The 18191-nt window shown below is 72.4% G+C and carries 18 protein-coding genes; 6 read left to right on the forward strand and 12 right to left on the reverse strand.

Annotation, left to right across the window (positions count from 1 at the left end; genetic code table 11):
- Positions 1-221 precede the first annotated feature (221 nt).
- The 5 genes from cbiE to ACZ7IF_RS13750 form a co-directional block, all read right to left on the reverse strand.
- Positions 222-1442 (reverse strand): precorrin-6y C5,15-methyltransferase (decarboxylating) subunit CbiE, encoded by a 1221-nt coding sequence (gene cbiE / locus ACZ7IF_RS13730; RefSeq protein ID WP_470968889.1) that lies wholly within the window; start codon positions 1440-1442, stop codon positions 222-224.
- 132 nt (positions 1443-1574) lie between these two features.
- Entirely contained in the window at positions 1575-2291 is a 717-nt protein-coding gene (locus tag ACZ7IF_RS13735) for a GNAT family N-acetyltransferase (protein WP_470968896.1), read from the reverse strand.
- Positions 2292-2496: 205 nt separating this feature from the next.
- On the reverse strand, positions 2497-3363 hold the full coding sequence (locus ACZ7IF_RS13740) for a MetQ/NlpA family ABC transporter substrate-binding protein (protein WP_470968902.1): 867 nt from the start codon (positions 3361-3363) through the stop codon (positions 2497-2499).
- A 99-nt stretch (positions 3364-3462) separates the two neighbouring features.
- On the reverse strand, positions 3463-4131 hold the full coding sequence (locus tag ACZ7IF_RS13745; RefSeq protein WP_470968908.1) for a methionine ABC transporter permease: 669 nt from the start codon (positions 4129-4131) through the stop codon (positions 3463-3465).
- Complete coding sequence (locus ACZ7IF_RS13750) at positions 4128-5183, reverse strand: methionine ABC transporter ATP-binding protein (RefSeq protein WP_470968911.1); 1056 nt, start codon at positions 5181-5183, stop codon at positions 4128-4130. Before ACZ7IF_RS13750 ends, ACZ7IF_RS13745 begins: the two co-directional genes overlap by 4 nt.
- Before the next feature lie 607 nt (positions 5184-5790).
- On the opposite strand from ACZ7IF_RS13750, the gene ACZ7IF_RS13755 reads away from it, so the two are divergent.
- Entirely contained in the window at positions 5791-6156 is a 366-nt protein-coding gene (locus ACZ7IF_RS13755; protein WP_470968916.1) for a hypothetical protein, read from the forward strand.
- Entirely contained in the window at positions 6149-6565 is a 417-nt protein-coding gene (locus ACZ7IF_RS13760) for a hypothetical protein (RefSeq protein WP_470968919.1), read from the forward strand. The genes ACZ7IF_RS13755 and ACZ7IF_RS13760 overlap by 8 nt, the downstream gene beginning before the upstream one ends.
- 95 nt (positions 6566-6660) lie before the next feature.
- Here the strand turns inward: ACZ7IF_RS13760 and ACZ7IF_RS13765 are convergent, their stop codons facing one another.
- From ACZ7IF_RS13765 to ACZ7IF_RS13775, 3 genes are all read right to left on the reverse strand, one after another.
- A complete protein-coding gene (locus tag ACZ7IF_RS13765; RefSeq protein WP_470968922.1) occupies positions 6661-7164 on the reverse strand; it encodes a GNAT family N-acetyltransferase in 504 nt (167 codons plus the stop codon).
- 37 nt (positions 7165-7201) lie between these two features.
- Positions 7202-7726, reverse strand: a complete 525-nt coding sequence (locus ACZ7IF_RS13770; protein WP_470968925.1) for an RNA polymerase sigma factor — start codon at positions 7724-7726, stop codon at positions 7202-7204.
- 73 nt (positions 7727-7799) lie between these two features.
- A complete protein-coding gene (locus tag ACZ7IF_RS13775; RefSeq protein ID WP_470968928.1) occupies positions 7800-8990 on the reverse strand; it encodes a glycerophosphodiester phosphodiesterase in 1191 nt (396 codons plus the stop codon).
- A 312-nt stretch (positions 8991-9302) separates the two neighbouring features.
- Here ACZ7IF_RS13775 and ACZ7IF_RS13780 point away from each other — a divergent pair, with 312 nt between their 5' ends.
- Positions 9303-9923 carry a lysophospholipid acyltransferase family protein gene (locus ACZ7IF_RS13780; RefSeq protein ID WP_470968931.1) on the forward strand — a complete coding sequence of 207 codons (621 nt, stop codon included), beginning with the start codon at positions 9303-9305 and terminating at the stop codon, positions 9921-9923.
- Positions 9924-9929: 6 nt separating this feature from the next.
- On the opposite strand, the gene ACZ7IF_RS13785 is transcribed toward ACZ7IF_RS13780, so the two are convergent.
- The 3 genes from ACZ7IF_RS13785 to ACZ7IF_RS13795 all read right to left on the reverse strand — a co-directional run bounded on the left by ACZ7IF_RS13785 (position 9930) and on the right by ACZ7IF_RS13795 (position 13576).
- The gene (locus tag ACZ7IF_RS13785) at positions 9930-11405 is read right to left on the reverse strand and encodes a membrane-associated oxidoreductase (protein WP_470968935.1); all 1476 of its coding nucleotides are present in this window, start codon (positions 11403-11405) and stop codon (positions 9930-9932) included.
- 78 nt (positions 11406-11483) lie between these two features.
- The gene (locus tag ACZ7IF_RS13790) at positions 11484-13028 is read right to left on the reverse strand and encodes an MFS transporter (RefSeq protein ID WP_470968938.1); all 1545 of its coding nucleotides are present in this window, start codon (positions 13026-13028) and stop codon (positions 11484-11486) included.
- Positions 13028-13576, reverse strand: coding sequence for a TetR/AcrR family transcriptional regulator (locus ACZ7IF_RS13795; RefSeq protein WP_125820565.1), 549 nt, complete (start codon positions 13574-13576; stop codon positions 13028-13030). The genes ACZ7IF_RS13790 and ACZ7IF_RS13795 overlap by 1 nt, the downstream gene beginning before the upstream one ends.
- Positions 13577-13677: 101 nt before the next feature.
- Here ACZ7IF_RS13795 and ACZ7IF_RS13800 point away from each other — a divergent pair, with 101 nt between their 5' ends.
- The gene (locus ACZ7IF_RS13800) at positions 13678-14190 is read left to right on the forward strand and encodes an HAD domain-containing protein (protein ID WP_470968945.1); all 513 of its coding nucleotides are present in this window, start codon (positions 13678-13680) and stop codon (positions 14188-14190) included.
- Between the two features lie 97 nt (positions 14191-14287).
- Here the strand turns inward: ACZ7IF_RS13800 and argH are convergent, their stop codons facing one another.
- On the reverse strand, positions 14288-15715 hold the full coding sequence (gene argH / locus ACZ7IF_RS13805; protein ID WP_470968949.1) for an argininosuccinate lyase: 1428 nt from the start codon (positions 15713-15715) through the stop codon (positions 14288-14290).
- A gap of 264 nt (positions 15716-15979) precedes the next feature.
- Here argH and ACZ7IF_RS13810 point away from each other — a divergent pair, with 264 nt between their 5' ends.
- Both ACZ7IF_RS13810 and ACZ7IF_RS13815 read left to right on the forward strand, forming a co-directional pair.
- A complete protein-coding gene (locus tag ACZ7IF_RS13810; RefSeq protein WP_470968952.1) occupies positions 15980-17440 on the forward strand; it encodes a hypothetical protein in 1461 nt (486 codons plus the stop codon).
- 61 nt (positions 17441-17501) lie between these two features.
- Positions 17502-18188, forward strand: a complete 687-nt coding sequence (locus ACZ7IF_RS13815) for a L,D-transpeptidase family protein (protein WP_470969318.1) — start codon at positions 17502-17504, stop codon at positions 18186-18188.
- Positions 18189-18191 lie beyond the last annotated feature (3 nt).

Consider the following 18191-nt stretch of genomic DNA (forward strand, 5'->3'; position numbering starts at 1 on the left):
CGATCGCCCGGCCGCCCAACGGGCCCGCCGCGCGGACTTTGCCGTGCGGGGTCGTCGCGCGGTGCGCCGTCTCGCGTGCGCACGCACAACAACTCCTGAGCATTGTCGCGCTCGTCGGCCTCCGTGTCGGCCAGAAACCGGCACGGTCCGCTGTGGACTGCGCCACGTCGCGCGTCCACCAGGGCGGTACGACGATCGGCCAGCCTACCCCGGGCTCCGCGTCAGCGGTTCACGGGGCGTTCGCCTGCCAGCAGGAACACCACGGAACGCTCCTGTTCCGCCCAGGTCCGGGGGTCGAGGCCGACGGACTGGAGCAGCGCGCACTCGACGGCGTACCCGTGTTCGGTGAGGGTGCGTCCGATGGCCTCGGCCTCGTCGCGCGTGGAGGCGTGGCTGACGATCCGTTCGGGGCGCCGTTCGGCGACGGCGGCGATGACGGCGGGTCCGCCGCCGCCGACGCGGACCACGTCGGGTTCGGGGAGGTTCTCCAGTACGTGTGGAGCGCGGCCCGTGATCACCTGGATCTGGACACCGCGCCTGCGGGCGGCGGCGGTTACGCGTTCGCAGGCGCGCGGGTCGGCGTCGACGGCGATGACGGCGGCGCCGTGGGCCGCCGCGTCCACGGCGAGGGCTCCGGAGCCGGCTCCGATGTCCCAGACGAGGTCTCCGGTGCGGGGGCCGAGCCGGGCGAGCTGGGCGGCGCGCAGCTGGACGGATTCCCCTTCGCCGGGCCGGGGTCCGTCGGCGGCGGGCTGCGGGCGGGCCCAGCCGCGTACGGGGGCGGGTCCGGGGCCGCGGCCGAGCAGCCAGCCGGGGTCCGCGGTGGCGGGGGCGTGGCCGGCGCCGCCGATGACGATGACGACGTTGGGGTCGCGCCAGCTGTGGTCGGCGGCGGCGTCGGAGGTGAGGACGGTGACGCGTTCGCGGTCGGTGCCGAGTTCCTCGCAGATGACGAAGGTGCGGTGGATCCCTTCGAGGAGCAGGGCGAGTTCGGCGGGGCCGGCCCCGGGTGAGGTGAGGACGGCCACCTTGGTGTGGGCGCGGCAGACGTTGACGGCGCGGCGCAGGGTGCGGGGGTGGGCGACGACGACCTGCGCGTCGTCCCAGGGCATTCCGGCGCGGGCGAAGGCGGCGGCGACGGCGGAGACGGCGGGGACGACTTCGACTTCGAGGCCGTGTTCGGGGGCGCGCAGGGTGCGGACGACGCCGAAGAAGCCGGGGTCGCCGTCGGCGAGGACGACGGCGGTGCCGCGGTGGCCGGCGATGCGGCGGGCGGCGAGGCCGAGGCTGCCGAGGCGGATGCGTTCCGCGCCGGGCGGGATCTCGGGGAGCGCGAGGTGGTGGGCGGCTCCGGCCACGAGGGTGGCGGCGGAGAGCGCGGAGCGGGCGGCCGCGGTCAGGGGGGAGCCGTCCCATCCGATCACCGTGACCCGGTCGGCCATCGTCGTCGGTCTCCTGAGGTGGGGGGTGGGGGGCTGGGGGCGTCTCCGGCCGTGCCTTGCGGCGGCCGCGTCGGCGCTTCGGCCTCGTCAGGGGGTTTCAGGGGGGCACGGTGAGACTACCCGGTCATCGGGTCAGTGCCGGTCGGCGCCGACGGCGTAGCCGTGCGCGTCGGCGCGCTGGCGCAGGGGGTACCCGTCGTCGTGGCCGGGGCGCCCGGAGGGGCCGGGGTGGGCGTGGCGGCTCTCGTACACGTCGTACTCGTCGGCGTCGTCGAGGTCCTCGGGGACCAGGCTCCAGACGATGAGGTCGGTGCGGGCCTCGGCCCAGGCGCCGTCGGCCGTCTGGGTCCGCACTATCGCCACGTTGCGCAGGACGCCTTCGCTGATGCAGCCGATCTTCTGGGCCACCTGCTGGGAGGCGGTGTTGTCGGCGGCGGTGCGCAGTTCGAGTCTCTCGAAGCGCTGGTCGCGCAGGAGCCACTGGGCCACGGCAAGAACGGACTCGCTGGCGTAGCCCTCGCCGCGGGCCCAGGGGGCGGTGACGTAGCCGGCCTCGGTGGTGCGGGTGCGCCAGTTGGTGTTCTGGAGGTGCACGATGCCCACGAGGCGCTGGGTGAGGAACTCGGTGACGGCGAAGACGATGCCGCGGCCCTCGGTGCGCTCGGCGTGGGAGAGGAGGGTGGCCCAGGCGCGGGCGTCGGCGTGGGTGTAGGGGTGCGGGACGGTGGTCCAGGCGGTGACCTGCTCGTCGTTCATCATTTCGGCGAGCGCGGTGACGTCTTCCTCGTCGAAGGGGCGCAGCACCAGCCGGTCCGTGCTGATGGTGACGTCCGGGAAGGTGGTAGTCATGCGCAGCTCCATGCCTGGGACCGTGGTGCGGGACCGTTCGTGCGGGACCGTTCGTGCGGGTCGTAGGCCACAGCATGCAGCATCGGCCCGGTGATGTGCAGGGCCGGGCTGCCCGGAAGCGGGCAGACCCCGGGCAGCCCGCGGCCCCGCGCGCCCGAGGGGGTGCGCGGGGCCGGGAATCCGGCGTCTACCAGGCGGTCTTGGGTCAGGCGCCGGGGGTGCCGAAGGCCGGGATGACCGAGCCCTGGTACTTCTCCTCGATGAACTTCTTGACCTCGTCGGAGTTCAGGAGCTTGGCGAGCTTCTGGATGCGCGGGTCGTTCTGGTTGCCGTCCTTGACCGCCAGGAAGTTGGCGTACGGGTTGCCCTCGGCCTTCTCCAGGACCAGGGCGTCCTTGGCGGGCGAGAGCTTGGCTTCCAGGGCGTAGTTGCCGTTGATGACGGCGGCGTCGACGTCGTTCAGGGCGCGCGGGACCGTGGCGGCCTCCAGCTCCTTGAACTCCAGGCCCTTCTTGTCGGTGATGTCGGACAGCTTGGCGCTGGTGCCGACCCCGTCCTTGAGGGTGATCAGCTTGTTGGCGGCGAGCAGCTGGAGCGCGCGGCCCTCGTTGGTGGTGTCGTTGGGGACGGCGATGGTCTGGCCGGGCTTGATGTCCGAGAGGGCCTTGACCTTCTTGGAGTAGAGGCCGAGGGGCTCCAGGTGGACGTTCACGACGGGCACGATGTGCGTGCCGTTCTTCTTGTTGAAGTCGTCGAGGTACGGCTTGTGCTGGAAGTAGTTGCCGTCGACCTGGCCCTGATCGGTGGCGGTGTTGGGCAGGACGTAGTCCGTGAACTCCTTCACCTCCAGCTTGAGGCCGTCCTTGGCCGCGAGCTTGTCCTTGACGAAGTTCAGGATGTCGGCGTGCGGGCTCGGGGAGGCCGCGATGACCAGCGGCTTGGTCTCGTCGACCTTGCCGCCGTCGGTCTTGGCCGCCGTGGACGGGTCCGAGGAGCTGCCGCAGGCGGTGAGGCCGAGGGCGAGCGCGGCGGAGACGGCGGCGATGGCGGTGAGCTTGGTGTTCTTGCGCACGAAGAGTGCCTTTCTTGCTTTTCGCGGGTGTTTCGCGGGGTGGTGGCCCAAGCACGACAAGTGCGGGCTTTCCTTTGTGGGGAAGTCTGGGAGGTTCTCTCAGGCTGTCCGGCCGCGGCGCGCGAGGACGCGTACCACGCCGTCGCCGATCAGCTGGATCACCGTGACGAGGGCGATGAGGACGGCGACGGTGGCGAACATGAAGCCGGTCTCGAAGCGCTGGAAGCCGTAGGTGATGGCCTTGGAGCCGAGTCCTTCGCCGCCGACGGCGCCGGCCATGGCGGAGTAGCCGACGAGGGTGATCACGGTGGTGGTGACGCCGGCGACCAGGGAGGGCAGGGCCTGCGGGAGCAGGACCTTGCCGACGAGGGTGGGGACGCCGCCGCCCATGGACTCGACGGCCTCGATGAGGCCGTGGTCCACCTCGCGGACGGCCGTCTCGACGAGCCGGGCGAAGAAGGGGACGGCGCCGATGGCGAGCGGGACGATCATGGCGGTGGGGCCGATGAAGGTGCCGACGACGGCGGTGGTCACCGGGATCAGGAAGATCAGCAGGATGATGAACGGCAGCGAGCGGCCTATGTTCACGATCACGCCGAGGACCTTGTTGAGCGGCTGGTTCTGCAGGAGGCCGCCCTTGTCGGTGAGGACGAGGAGGATGCCGATGGGCAGTCCGCCGAGGACGGTCACCAGGGTGGACCACAGCACCATGTAGAGGGTGTCGTAGGTGCCCTGGGTGAGCAGGGGCTGCATCTCGGACCAGGTCACTTGGCACCATCCTTGACCAGTGCGGCGATCTCGGAGTCGAGGTCGGAGTCGTCGTCGACGATGTCGACCTGGAGGCCCTGCTCGCGCAGGAAGCCGACGGGCACCACGTTGTCCTCGTAGCGGCCGGGCAGTTCGATGCGCATGCGGCCGATCTGGCGGCCGGCGACGGTGTCCATCGCGGCGCCGAGGATCGAGATGTCGATGTTGTACGTGCGCGAGAGCTGGGAGATGACCGGCTGGGTGGCGGCCTCGCCGTGGAAGGTGACGTCGACGACGGTGCGGTCGGGGCCGGTGGCGGCGCCGCTGACCGGGAAGAGTTCGCTCGCGAGCTCGGAGCCGGGGGTGGCGAGCAGTTCGGCGACGGTGCCGGACTCGATGATCCGGCCCCGCTTCATGAGGGCGGCGGAGTCGCAGACGGCCTTGACCACGTCCATCTCGTGCGTGATGAGCAGGACGGTGAGGCCGAGCTGGCGGTTGAGGTCGCGCAGCAGCTGGAGGATGGAGCGGGTGGTCTCGGGGTCGAGGGCGCTGGTGGCCTCGTCGGAGAGGAGCACCTTGGGGTCGCCGGCCAGGGCGCGGGCGATGCCGACGCGCTGCTTCTGGCCGCCGGAGAGCTGGGTGGGGTAGGCCTTGGCCTTGTCGGCGAGGCCGACGAGGTCGAGGAGTTCCAGTGCCTTGCGGGAGCGTTCGCGGCCGGAGACGCCGAGGATCTCCAGGGGGAGCTCGATGTTGGCCTGGACGGTGCGCGAGGACAGCAGGTTGAAGTGCTGGAAGACCATGCCGATGCGGCTGCGGGCCTCGCGGAGTTCCCTGCCGGCGCGGCGGCCGCGGCCGGCGAGGGCGGTGAGCTCGACCCCGTCCACGGTGACGGTGCCGCTGGTGGGGCGCTCCAGCAGGTTCACGCAGCGGATGAGGGAGGACTTGCCGGCGCCGCTCTGGCCGATGACTCCGTAGACCTCGCCCTCGCGGACGTGCAGGTCGACGCCGTCCAGGGCGGTGACCTCGCGGCCACGGGACTGGTAGACCTTCGTGAGGCCCGATGTGGTGATCACAGGATTTCCGTCGCTGTCGAGTGCACGGGGTGCGGATGCCGTGCACGGGGCAAACATCTGGGGACGCGATACGGGTCTAACCGTCACAAAACGATGGGGTCGACGCGTGCGCGGGGCAGGAGCGGTCCGTACCGGGGATCAGTCGGCGGTGTGGTGCGACTGGGGTGGCGGAGTTGCTCGGCCGGTCTCGCTTCGGGGCGCGGGACTGCGTGAAGGGGCCCTCAGAAGGCGCACATTCGACACATACAACGAGCACCGGGCGTCATCGTCGCCTCGGTCGCAAGGGTGCGGCTGCTCGTCGTGGTCATGTGCCCCAGTAAAGCAGACATGGCGACTCACCGATCAATGCTGTCCGGATAGCGGACGTAATCCGGTCACATTCCGGACGGGATTGGACTGAACCAGTCAGCTTCGGCCCTCCGGCTCCAGCGCGAGTCCAGCACCGCTGACCAGCGCGGACACGGCCGGGAAGCCCCTGACGGCCGCGTCCGCGCCGGGCTCGGCGGCCGGGTGCCTTGTGGTCAAGGCCACGGCCCGCACGCGTTCCGGGGAAGCACGCGCGAGGGGCGGGCGCATCGGGTGTTTAGGCCCGTAATACCCTCGCTGCATGCTCGTCGCCCTGACGGTCGCCATCGGTGCGGCCGCACTCGCCCTCGCCGCCTGGTGCGGCCACGCCGCATGGCGGGACCAGCCGACCAAGGACTGGCACTTCATCGGCATGGCCGTGGTGACCGTGCTGGTCCTGGCGCAGCTGGTGATCGGCCTGGTCCAGCTGGCCCGGGGCGAGAAGCCCGGACAGGGCACGGTGATCTTCGTGGCCTACCTGCTGGGTGCCTTCGCGGCGGTCCCGGCGGCCGGAATGCTCTCGCTGACCGAGCGCACCAAGTGGGGCTCGGTGACGGTGGCCGCGGGCGCGGTCGTCCTCGCCGTGCTGGAAGTACGGCTCTACGACATCTGGGGATCCGGTGCCTGACACGACGACCGCCCCGCCCGCCGGGCGCAAGCGACTGGTCTCCGGTCCGGGGCTGCTGCTGGTGTGGCTCTACGGGGTGATGGTGGTCGGCGCGCTCTCGCGCTCGGCCTACCAGATCTCCACCGAGTTCGACCGGGCGCCGCTGGCGTACTCCCTGTCGGCGGCGGCGGCCGTGGCCTACGCCTTCATCACGTACTCGCTGGTGCGCGGCGGGGAGAAGGCCCGCCGGGCGGCGCTCGTGTGCTGCGCCGTCGAACTCGCCGGCGTGCTGGCCGTCGGGACCTGGACGCTGGTGCGGCCCGAGGCCTTCCCCGACGCGACCGTGTGGTCGGAGTTCGGGATGGGCTACCTCTTCATCCCGGTGATCCTGCCGGTCACCGGAATGCTCTGGCTCCGCTCCAAGCGCTGAGCCGTGCGGTCCCGGTGCCCTGAGGCCCCGGGACCGTGGAACCGGTCCGGGGGCGTCCCGCCGTCGCTGCGGAACACCCCCGGACCGGACGGCCGCTACGCGCTGACGGCGTAGTCGGTGTCCTTGGCGTCCTTCTCCAGGATGACCAGGCGCACGCCGTCGGAGGCGGTGCGGTTGCCGACCTGCGCGTAGCCGGCCTTGCGGTAGAGCCGCAGGTTGGACTCGCTCTTGTGGCCCGTGTGCAGGCGGAAGCGGGTCGTGCCGCCGTGCCCGGCGAGGGCCTCCTCGACCCCGCGCAGCAGCCGGGCGCCCAGCCCGTGGCCCTGCAGGCGCGGGTGTACGCACAGCTTGGCGATGCTCGCCGTGCCGTCCTCGCCGACGCTGCCGCGCACCGCGCCCACCACCTCGTCGCCGAGCCGGGCCACCAGGACGGTGTCCTCGGCCAGCTCCGCCTTCAGGGAGTCCAGGGACTGGGTGAGGGGCTGGATGAGGTAGTTGCCGTACAGCTCGGCCTCCCGCTGGAACGCCAGATACTGCAGCTTGAAAATCTGCTCGGCGTCTTCGGCGGCCGCCGCCGAAATGGTCACGCTCATGCCCATGTGCGCATGCCTCCCGCTCACCTGGTGGCTCTCCGGTCTACCGCTCCTTTCCCCACGGGTCAGGAACCGCAACCTCGACAGCCAGCATTCTGCGCAGACATCCCAGGCAACGGGAACGTACCGGTCCCAAACTTCCTTGTGAGATACCCAACTCTCCTGCGATTTCACGGTAAGTCAGGTCCCTGGGCGACAGAAGTGCGGCCATCAGCTCCGGACAGCGTCCCGGCAATCGGGCGACCGCCGATCGGAGGGCCCGGTTCTCCTCGCCGTGCAGCAGGGCGTCTTCGGGCTCGCCGGCCACGTCCGCCGGGGTCGCGCCGTACGGGACCTCCCGCCGCGCCCGCCGCCGGGCGAGCCGGGCCTCGGCACGCACCGCCCGCCGCAGCCAGCGGGCGCGGCCCGTGGGGAAGGAGGCGCGCGGGCCGCGCTCCAGCAACCGCACCCAGACGGCTTGTTCCAGGTCGGCGGCTTCCACTCCGGCGGCCGGGGCCTCCGCGGCGGCCTCGGCGGAGAGCAGCGGGCCCAGTTCCGTGAGCAGGTCGGGTTCCTGTATCAGGTCCATGCCGGGCGGGACGCGGGTGCCGGGCCGGGCGGTTTCCCCGCCGGGCCCGGCCCACCCGTTCGGGGGCGGGGGCCTAGCGGTTGACGCCGCGGCCGGGGCGGAAGGCCTCCGCGGCGAGGAGTCCGGTGTCCGGGTTGTCGGTGAAGATGCCGTCGATGCCCAGTTCGAAGTACTTCTTGAAGGCGCCGAAGGCGTCTCCGTAGCCGGCGGGGTCGGTGCCCTTGCGGTACTCGGCCGGCAGGAAGCTGTTCTCGTTGCGCGCGGTGTAGGGGTGCAGGACCAGGCCCTGTGCGTGGGCGTCGCGCACGAGGGTGGTGGGGGTCCCGAGCTTGCCGGCCGCGTCGCGCGGCACGACCAGGTCGAGGGTGGGGCCGATGCCCTGGGCGAAGCCGGCGATCCACTTGAGGCCTTCGGGCTTGACCAGGTCGGCGACCGTACGGGGGTCCTTGGCCACCTCGAAGTCCCAGGGGCGGGTGCCCGCGGCGGAGAGCAGCACCACGCGCGGGGCGGACACCAGGCGGGAGAGCCGCTGAACGCTGGAGGGCTCGAAGGACTGGAGGAACACGGCGGCGTCGCGGCCGTCACGCCCGTAGCGGCGCAGCAGCCTGGCGAGGGGCTCCTCCAGGCCGAGGCCCAGTCCCCGGAAATAGGTGGGGTGCTTGGTCTCGACGTGCAGCCAGATGCGCTTGTCGCGCAGCCGGCCCTCGCGGTTGGCCCAGCGCAGCACCTCTTCGAAGGTGGGCACCGCCCACCGCCCGTCGTAGAGGGTGTTGCGCTGGCGGACGGCGGGGATGCGTTCCTTCGCGCGCAGGGTCTTCAGCTCGGCGAGGGTGAAGTCCTCGGTGAACCAGCCGGTGACGGAGACCCCGTCGACGGTCTTGGTGGTGCGCCGGGCGGCGAACCCGGGGTGGTCGGCGACGTCGGTGGTGCCGCCGATCTCGTTCTCGTGGCGGCAGACGAGGTGGCCGTCCTTGGTGGGGACGAGGTCCTGCTCGATGACGTCGGCGCCGAGGTCGAGGGCCAGCTGGTAGGAGCCGAGGGTGTGCTCGGGGCGGTAGCCGCTCGCGCCGCGGTGGCCGATGACCAGCGGGACGGGCAGGTCGCGGTAGCCGCCGCCGTCGCCGTGTCCGTTCTCGCCCTGCCGCTCTCCCTGCTCGCCCGGGGCGGCCGAGGCGGTGCCCGCCGTCAGTCCGGTGATTCCGGTTCCGGCCGCCAGTACGGCCGCTCCGAGCACCGTGCGCCTCGCTGCCCCACCCTGTGTCATCAGTGCCACTCCTCGTTCTGGACCGGGCCCGCGGCCCCGGGATCTCCGGGGGGCGTGGAGGCCCCGATCGGCGTGGCGATGGTAGGCAAAGGAGGGTGGCGCGGGGGTGGGCTCCGCCGGAACATGGCGCAAACGTGTGTCAACACTGCGTATCCACCTCGTGAACCCGATGTGCCAACAGGGGCGACCCGCGAGTATCGTCCTCACCTGCACTACCGCCGTGTGGTGCGAAAGCCGCTTTTCGATGCCGGAGGGCTCACGTTGTTCCGTACCGCGCTCATCAAAGCCACTGTCGGACCGGTCATGCGCCTGATGTTCCGTACCAAGGTGGAGGGGCTCGACAACATCCCGGGGACGGGTCCGGTGATCCTCGCGGGCAATCACCTGACCTTCATCGACTCGATGATCCTGCCGCTGGTGTGCGACCGCACGGTCCACTTCATCGGCAAGGACGAGTACGTGACGGGCAAGGGCCTCAAGGGCCGCCTGATGGCGTGGTTCTTCACCGGCTCCGGCATGATCCCGGTGGACCGGGACGGTGCGAACGGCGGCGTCGCCGCACTGATGACGGGCCGGCGGATCCTGGAGGAGGGCAAGATCTTCGGGATCTACCCCGAGGGCACCCGCTCCCCCGACGGCCGGCTGTACCGCGGCCGCACCGGCATCGCCCGCCTGACCCTGATGACCGGCGCCCCGGTGGTCCCGTTCGCGGTGATCGGCACGGACAAGCTCCAGCCCGGCGGCGCGGGCATGCCGCGCCCGGGCCGGGTCACGATCCGCTTCGGGGAGCCGATGGAGTTCTCCCGCTACGAGGGCATGGACCGCGACCGCTACGTGCTGCGCGCCGTGACCGACTCGGTGATGGCCGAGGTCATGCGGCTGTCGGGCCAGGAGTACGTGGACATGTACGCGACCAAGGCGAAGGCGGCCTGAAGCCGGCTACTGCCGCTGGAGTGACCGGCTGACGCCCGCCGCCGTGGTGGTGGCGAGGACCCAGCCGGTCACGATCAGCAGGTACGACAGCCACTGGTACCAGCCGGCCGGCGCGAAGGCGCCCTCCTGGCCGAAGCCGATGATCGGCAGCATCAGGTCGAGGGTGTAGAAGAGCGGGTTGAACTCCGGCGCCTCCCCCGCCTTCAGCGCCCGCGGCGGTGTGATCCCGTACGCGACGGTCCCGGTGACCGTCAGCGCCAGCAGCCAGGCCGCCGCGCGCATCGGCCGGAAGCCGTAGCCGACGGTGGCGTCCTGGAGCAGGCCCCACAGCCGGGTGTGCCGGGGCTGGGTGCGCCGGTGGCGGCGCAGTTTGGCCAGCTGGGCGGTGCGGGCGCCCGCCTCGTCGCCGACGGTGCGGTAGGCGGCGGCCAGCTGCTCGTAGGCGTACGGCAGGTAGCCGTCCTCCTCGCGTTCCAGCAGCGGCAGGCGCTCCTCGGCCGGCAGGTGGGGGTGGAGCAGCCGGTAGCTGAGCCCGTCGGTGCGGACCAGGGGCGGCCAGACGGACGGTTCGGCCCAGAGCATGTCGAACTGGCTGCGGCGCAGGTTGACGATGCCGTCGATGGTGGGGGCCTTGCGCAGCCAGAACTCCCCCATGACCGCGGAGCTGGCGCGCAGCGCCACTTCGCCGGGGTTGGACAGGCTCGCGCGGCCCAGGAAGAGCTGGCCGGGGATGCGGGCGCCGGTGAGGTTGACCATGCCCTCGGCGTGCAGCCGGTGGCCGCGTACGTCGCTGCCGACGGTCAGCGTCTCGGCGTGCAGGGCGATGCCGCCGGGGTTGACGAGCCTGGCGCCGTCGAGGCTGATCTGGCCGGCGACGCCGGCTCCGTTGATGCGGAACTGGCCGTGGACGGTGAGGCCGTCGGCCATGATGTCCGTGCCTATCTCGGCGTGGTTCAGCTGGAGCGGCGGCTCGTCGGCCTCGTCGGGCTGGCTCCCCTGCCGGATGACGGCCCCCTGGAGGAAGAGACCTCCGGCGATCTTCGCGCCGGCGAGCCGGACGGGGCCGTCGATGCGGCAGCCGGAGAGCCTGAGCACGATCTCGACGCGTACGGTGGCGGCGGTCAGGCCCGGCAGGGTGGAGTCGCCGAGGACGAGGGCGCGCAGCTGGGCGCCGTACATCATGGGTTTGCGTTCGAACCAGCAGGACCGCATCCGGATCGGGTGGTCCACGACCGCGTACTTCAGGTCGAGCTTGCCGGTGATCCTCGCGCCGTAGAGCTTGATCCCGGCGACGTGCCCCTCGTCGGCGGCGCCCCCGACGAGGAGGTTGCGCAGCACCTCGGCGCGGACGGTGCGCCCGGGGCCCCAGGCGGCTCCGTCGTGGGAGGTCTCGTCGGGGTTCTCGCGGAAGTCGACCGCCTCGCCGCGCGGGAAGGCGTCGACGACGCGGCGTTCGGCCGGGGTCAGGTCGTTGATCTCCATCGCCGGGATGGTGTCCCGGCGTCCGACGGGCTGTCAATTCCGCGAAATCCGTCCGGGGTAGCGCCGCCTGGCGGTGCGTCAGTGCTCGACGCCCTCCTGGAGCTCCTGGCCCTTGAGCAGGAACCAGGCGGCCGCGGCGGTGGCCAGCAGGACGGCGGCGCCGACGCCCGAGGCGAGCCGCAGGCCGTCCACGAAGGCCTCCTGGGCCGCGCCGACCATGGTGTGGGCGGTCTGCGGGTCCAGGGCGCGGGCGGCCTCCACGGCGCCGCCGAGCGATTCGTGCGCGGCGTCGGCCACCGGGGCGGGGACCGAGGCCGGGGCGGTGAAGCCCTGGTAGACGCCGGTGACGACGGAGCCGAGCAGGGCGATGCCGAGGGCGGCGCCGAGTTCGTACGCGGTCTCGGAGACGGCGGAGGCCGAACCGGCCTGCTCCTTGGGGACGCTGGAGAGGATCACGTCGGCGGTGACGGTGAAGGAGAAGCCCGCGCCGAGGCCGACGACGAGCAGGGCGGCGCCGAGCAGCGGGTACCCGGTCTCGCGGTGGATCACGGTGAGCGCCGACAGGGCCAGGCCTATGGCGGCGAGGCCGCCGGTGACGATGACGCGTACGGAGTACTTGCGGGCGTACTTGCCGGCGACCAGGCCGGTGGCCACCGCGCCGATGGCGGCGGGCAGTTCGGCGAGTCCGGCTTCCAGGGGGTCGCGGCCCTGCACCAGCTGGAAGAACTGGGAGAGGAAGAAGACGAGCCCGGAGAGGCCGAAGACGGTCAGCAGGTCGGCGAGGACCGCGCCGGAGAAGCCGCGGTGCTTGAAGAGCCGCATGTCGAGCAGCGGGGAGGCCAGGGCGAACTGGCGGCGTACGAAGGCGTAGAGGCAGGCGGCGCCGAGGGCGGCGGCGGTCCAGACGCCGGGGGTCGCGCCGTGGGTGGCGGCTTCCTTGACGGCGTAGACGACGCCGATGACGCCGACGAGGGACAGGGCGACGCTGATCAGGTCCCAGGGGCCCGCGACGGGGTTCTTGGACTCGGGCAGCAGCCGGATGCCGACGAGGACCAGGGCGATCATCACCGGGAGGTTGATGAGGAAGACCGAGCCCCACCAGAAGTGCTGGAGCAGGGCTCCGCCGACGACGGGGCCGACGGCCGCGCCGGCGGAGGCGGTGGCGCCCCAGATGCCGATGGCGAGGCTGCGTTCGCGCGGGTCGTGGAAGATGTTGCGGATCAGCGCGAGGGTGGACGGCATCAGCGTGGCGCCGGCCACGCCGAGCAGGGCACGGGCGGCGATCATCATCTCGGGGCTGGTCGCGTAGGCGTTCAGGACCGAGACCGCGCCGAAGGCGGTGGCGCCGGCGAGGAGGAGCTTCTTGCGGCCTATCCGGTCGCCGAGGGAGCCCATGGAGACGAGCAGGCCGGCGATGACGAAGGAGTAGATGTCGCCGATCCACAGCAGCTGGGTGCCGGACGGCTTGAGGTCCTCGCTGAGGGAGGGGGTCGCGAGGCCGAGTACGGTGGCGTCGACCGCGACCAGCAGGACGGCCAGGACGAGCACGGAGAGGGCGAGCCAGCGCCCCCTGCTCTTCTCCTCCGCCCCCGTCCCCCGCTTCAGCTGTTCGGTTCGGCTCATCACTCCACACTCCGTCGTGCGCCACCGAGCAGCAACTCGGTGATCATGTACTGGAAGTCCTTGGCCGCGACCCGGCCGTCCATGACGGCCCAGGCGCAGCTGCCGACGAGGCCGTAGAGGGCCTCGGTGAGCCATGCGGGGCTCAGGTCGATGCGGATGTCGCCCTCCTGCTGTCCGCGCTTGAAGAGCGCGTTGACGCGGGTGTCGAGGCGGGCCCAGCCCTCGTTGACCTGGTCGCCCTCGAAGAGCTGGTTCTCGGTGACGAGGAAGGCCAGCAGCTGGGCGTTGGGCTCGGTCTCGGCGATCAGCCGCCTGATGGCGTCCACGGCGGTGCCCTCGTCCAGGCGGGCCCGGTCGAAGGCCCCCTCGAACTCGCGGATGCCGAGGTCTTCGAGGGCGCGCACGAGGGCGTCGCGTCCGGCGAAGTGCCGGTGGAGGGTGGCGCGGCCGATGCCGGCGGCGCGGGCGACCTCGTCCATCGTCGCGGTCGACTTGCGGGAAAGCAGGGCCGCCGCGTCGCGGAGCACCTGGTCACGATCCATGGCCATGAGACAAGCATAACCCGAATGAGACGTCACCGTCTCATTCCTTCAACCGGATCAAGGAAAACAGGCTGCCCGAGGGGCAGCCCGAGAGGAAACCTGGAGTCATGAAGCCACTGCTGCTGATCGACGTCGACGGCCCCCTGAACCCTTACGCCGCCCAGGCCCAGCGCCGCCCCGAGGGCTACACCACCCACCGGATGCGGCCCACGGGCTTCACCGAGGGCAAGCCGCTGCGGGTCTGGCTGAACCACGGCCACGGGGCGGAGCTGCTCGCGCTGGCCGACTCGTACGACCTGGTCTGGGCCACCACCTGGAAGGACGAGGCGAACGACTGGATAGGGCCGCACCTGGGGCTGTCCCGGCTCCCCTTCATCGACTGGCCGGTGATGCACGGCCGGGCGCCGCGCGGCACCTTCTGGAAGACGCAGTACGTCCTGGAGTACGCGGGCCCGCGGCCCTTCGCGTGGATCGACGACGACATCACGGCCATGGACCGCGAGTACGTGGACCAGCGCCACCCGGCACACGCCTTGCTGATGTACGTGGACGAGCGGATCGGCCTGACCGGGGCGGACTTCGACGCCCTCGCGGACTGGACCGACGGCCAGACCGGTTGATCTTCTCGGGTGAGGCCCCGTGACCGGTCACCGTCGTCCGCCGGCAACGCCGAAAGGGCGGGGGAGCCCCTCGGCTCCCCCGCCCCCGGCGCGCCGGCTACTGCTTGTGGATCGCCCAGGCGTGCTGGATGACCAGGTCCGCCTTCAGCTCGGTGAGCTGGACCGCGACCGCCGAGGGGGCGGTGCCGCCCCGGCCGTTGCGGGAGGCCAGCGCGCCGGGCACGTTGAGGACGGTGCGGACCTCGGGGGTCAGGTGCTCCGAGATCTTCGCGAACTGCTCGTCCGTGAGTTCGTCCAGCTCGATGCCGAGCCCCTCGCACTCCTTGACGCACTCGCCGGCGACCTCGTGCGCGACCCGGAAGGGCACGCCCTGCTTGACCAGCCACTCGGCGATGTCGGTGGCGAGCGAGAAGCCCGCCGGAGCCAGCTCCTCCATCCGCTCCCGGTTGACCGTGAGGGTGGCCATCATCCCGGTGAAGGCCGGCAGCAGCACCTCCAGGGTGTCGCAGGAGTCGAAGACCGGCTCCTTGTCCTCCTGGAGGTCCCGGTTGTAGGCGAGGGGCAGCGCCTTGAGGGTGGCCAGCAGGCCGGTCAGGTTGCCGATGAGGCGGCCCGACTTGCCGCGCGCCAGCTCCGCGATGTCCGGGTTCTTCTTCTGCGGCATGATCGACGAGCCGGTGGAGAAGGCGTCGTGGAGGGTGACGAAGGAGAACTCCTTCGTGTTCCACAGGATGATCTCCTCCGCGATCCGGGACAGGTTGATCCCGATCATCGCGGTGACGAAGGCGAACTCGGCGACGAAGTCGCGCGAGGCCGTGCCGTCGATCGAGTTGCCGACCGAGCCGCGCTCGAAGCCGAGGTCGGCCGCCACCGCCTCCGGGTCCAGGCCGAGCGAGGAGCCGGCCAGGGCGCCCGAGCCGTACGGGGAGACCGCGGTCCGGGTGTCCCACTGCCGCAGCCGCTCCGCGTCCCGGGACAGGGACTGCACGTGGGCCAGTACGTGGTGGGCGAACAGGACGGGCTGGGCGTGCTGGAGGTGCGTCCGGCCCGGCATCGCCACGTCCGGGTGCGCCTCGGCGAGGCCGACCAGCGCGTCCTGGAGGTCGGCCACCAGCCCGCCGATGATCCGCGCGTGGTCGCGCAGGTACATGCGGAAGAGGGTGGCCACCTGGTCGTTGCGGGAGCGGCCGGCGCGCAGCTTGCCGCCGAGGTCGGGGCCGAGCCGCTCCAGCAGGCCGCGCTCCAGGGCGGTGTGCACGTCCTCGTCGGCGATGGTGCCGGTGAAGGAGCCGTCGGCCACGTCCGCCTCCAGCTGGTCGAGGCCCGCGGTCATGCGGTCGAGCTCCTCGGCCGTGAGCAGGCCCGCCTTGGCGAGCACGCGGGCGTGGGCGCGCGAGCCGGCGATGTCGTACGGCGCGAGGCGCCAGTCGAAGTGGACCGACGCGGACAGCTTCGCGAGGGCCTCGGACGGGCCGTCGGCGAACCGGCCGCCCCAGAGCCGGACGTCACCGTTGTTGCTGCTCACAGCTACTGCTCCTCATGAGGGTGGTGGTGCGACGGTCTCCCCGCCGCGCAGGAAGCGGGGAGGCCGTCTCGGTACAGCGTCAAACGATTCACGGCGCGACGCGACGCGCCGTCGTGACCGGCCGCAGTATTGGCATAACTATGCATTGCTCCGTATGTTTCGTCAATCGAGGGGTGGGGCCACGCCGCTGACCTGCCCGTATATCGGGCGCGTGCTCCGCCCGCGGCCGCCTACGATCGGGCGCAAACGATCCGGGGAGGGCGCATGTGGAGCGCGGCCGAGAACGCGTCATGGGGGCACAAGGTGGCCGAGGGGCTGCTGGAGGGGGACGCCTCCCGGGTAGCCGACCGGCTCCGGGGCAACGGCCCGGAGGCCTGGATCGCCTTCGACGAGGAGGTGCGCCGCCTCCAGCGTTCCTCCCACGGGCCGACGGCCGGCAGCGGCCGGCTGGAGGCCCGGCTGTGCCACCCCGACGGGCGGATGCGCGCGGCCGCGCTCGCCGCGTGGCGGTTCCCGCCGCTCGAGCTCGTCCTGATCCGGTGCGCCGACTGGGTCCCGCAGGTCCGCGACCGCGCCCGCAGGGTCCTCGGCAGGCTGGTGGCCAAGTACCCCGCCGAGGTGCTGACCGGCATCACCCCGTTCGTCCTGCGGATGGGCGGCCGCGAGCACGGCGGCTGGGCGGTGGAGCAGCTGGAGGCCGCCCTGTCCGGGCGCTACTCCCTCCTCGCCGCCTGGTGGCGCCCCGGTCGGCCCTGTACGACGTGGAGCTGGAACGCGCTGACGCCCGGGCAGCGCGACGGCCTGCTGGAGCGCATGTGCGGGGCGGCCGACCTGACGACCCGCCGCTTCGGCGCCCGCCTCACCCTCGCCGCCGGGCGGCTCGGCGTACGGGAGACGGCCCGGCGGGCCGCCACCGAGCCCGACCCGGTGACGGCCCGGGCGTGGACCGACGCCGCGCTGGCGGCGATGGCCGCCGGCGGGCCGGACGACGGGGCGGTCGACGCCCTGCTCGGCTCCCGCTTCGCGGCGGTGCGGGCCGCCGGGGTCACCGCGCTGCGCCGGGCCGGGCGGGCGGCCGAGGCCGTCGACCACCTCGCGGACCCGTCCGTCCGGGTCCGGGCCTGCGCGCGCTGGCTGCTGGGCCAGGACGGCGGCGACCCGTACGCGCACTACCTCGCGCTCGTCACGGACCCGGACCGGGTGACCGGGCACGCGGTGACCGGCTTCCGCGAGGTGGCCGAACACGACGACGACGGGCCGCAGCTGTACCCCCTGCTGGACCACCCCGACGGCGCGGTACGGGCCGCCGCCCTCGCCGCGCTGCGCCGGCTGGGCCTCGCCGTCGAGGACGCGGTGCTGCTCGCGCTGCTGGAGGACCCGTCGGCGGCGGTGGCCCGGGAGGCCGCGCTGTGCCTGTGCACGTGGCCCGCGCCCGAGCGGCTGGACCCCGCCGCGCTGGCCGCCCTGACCGGCCCCGAGCGGCCCGCGCACACCCGCAGGGCCGCGTTCCGGCTGCTGCGCGGCCGGGGCGGGAGCGCCGAACTGCGGGCCGCCGTCGCCATGCTGACGGACCCGGATCCGGGCCTGCACCGGCAGGCGCAGAGCACCGTGGTCCACTGGAACTGGCTCAGCACCCTCGACGAGGGGGAGGCGCACCACGCGGAACTCGGCGTTCTGCTGGCGCGGGCGGCCCGGATCCTGGGCGTCCGCCACCTGTACCTCTGACGCCGCCGCGCGGCCTGCCTGCGCGTCCGGCGCCCCCGCCGGCCGTACGGTCTGACATGTGCTGCGTACCGCCCTGCTCACGGGCTCGCTGATCCTCGCCGGGCTCTTCCCGTACGGCCCCGACCCGCTGCCCGAACGCCTCGCCGACACCGGCGGCGGCACCCAGCTGATCACCGCCGTCGCCCCCGCGCCCGGGTCCACGACGGGGGTGCTGACCTGGTGGGACCGGCGCGCGGGCCGCTGGTTCGAGGCGGGCAGCGCGCCCGCCCGGTTCGGGGCGAACGGCCTGACCGAGGGCACGACCCGGGTCCAGGGCACGAACACCACCCCGGCGGGCCTGTACGGGCTGCCGTACGCCTTCGGCATCGCGCACGCCCCGGCCGGAACGGAGTACGCCTACCGGCGGGTGACGGACCGTTCGTGGTGGTGCCAGGACAACGCCTCGGCCGCCTACAACCGCTGGACGGAGCCGCTGCCCGCCGACTGCGCGCCGGGCGAGTCCGAGCACCTGGTGACGTACGAGCAGCAGTACGCGCACGCCCTGGTCATCGGCTTCAACTACGAGCAGCCGGTACGCGGCCGCGGCGCGGGCATCTTCCTGCACGTGGACGGCAAGGGCGCCACGGCCGGCTGCGTCTCCGTCCCCCGTGGCGCCATGCGCGAGCTGCTGCGCTGGGCCGACCCGCGCCGCCGCCCGCACATCGCGATCGGCACGGAGACCGGCGCCCTGGCGGTCACCCGGTACTGAGGA

Source organism: Streptomyces sp. NPDC037421, from assembly GCF_055602105.1.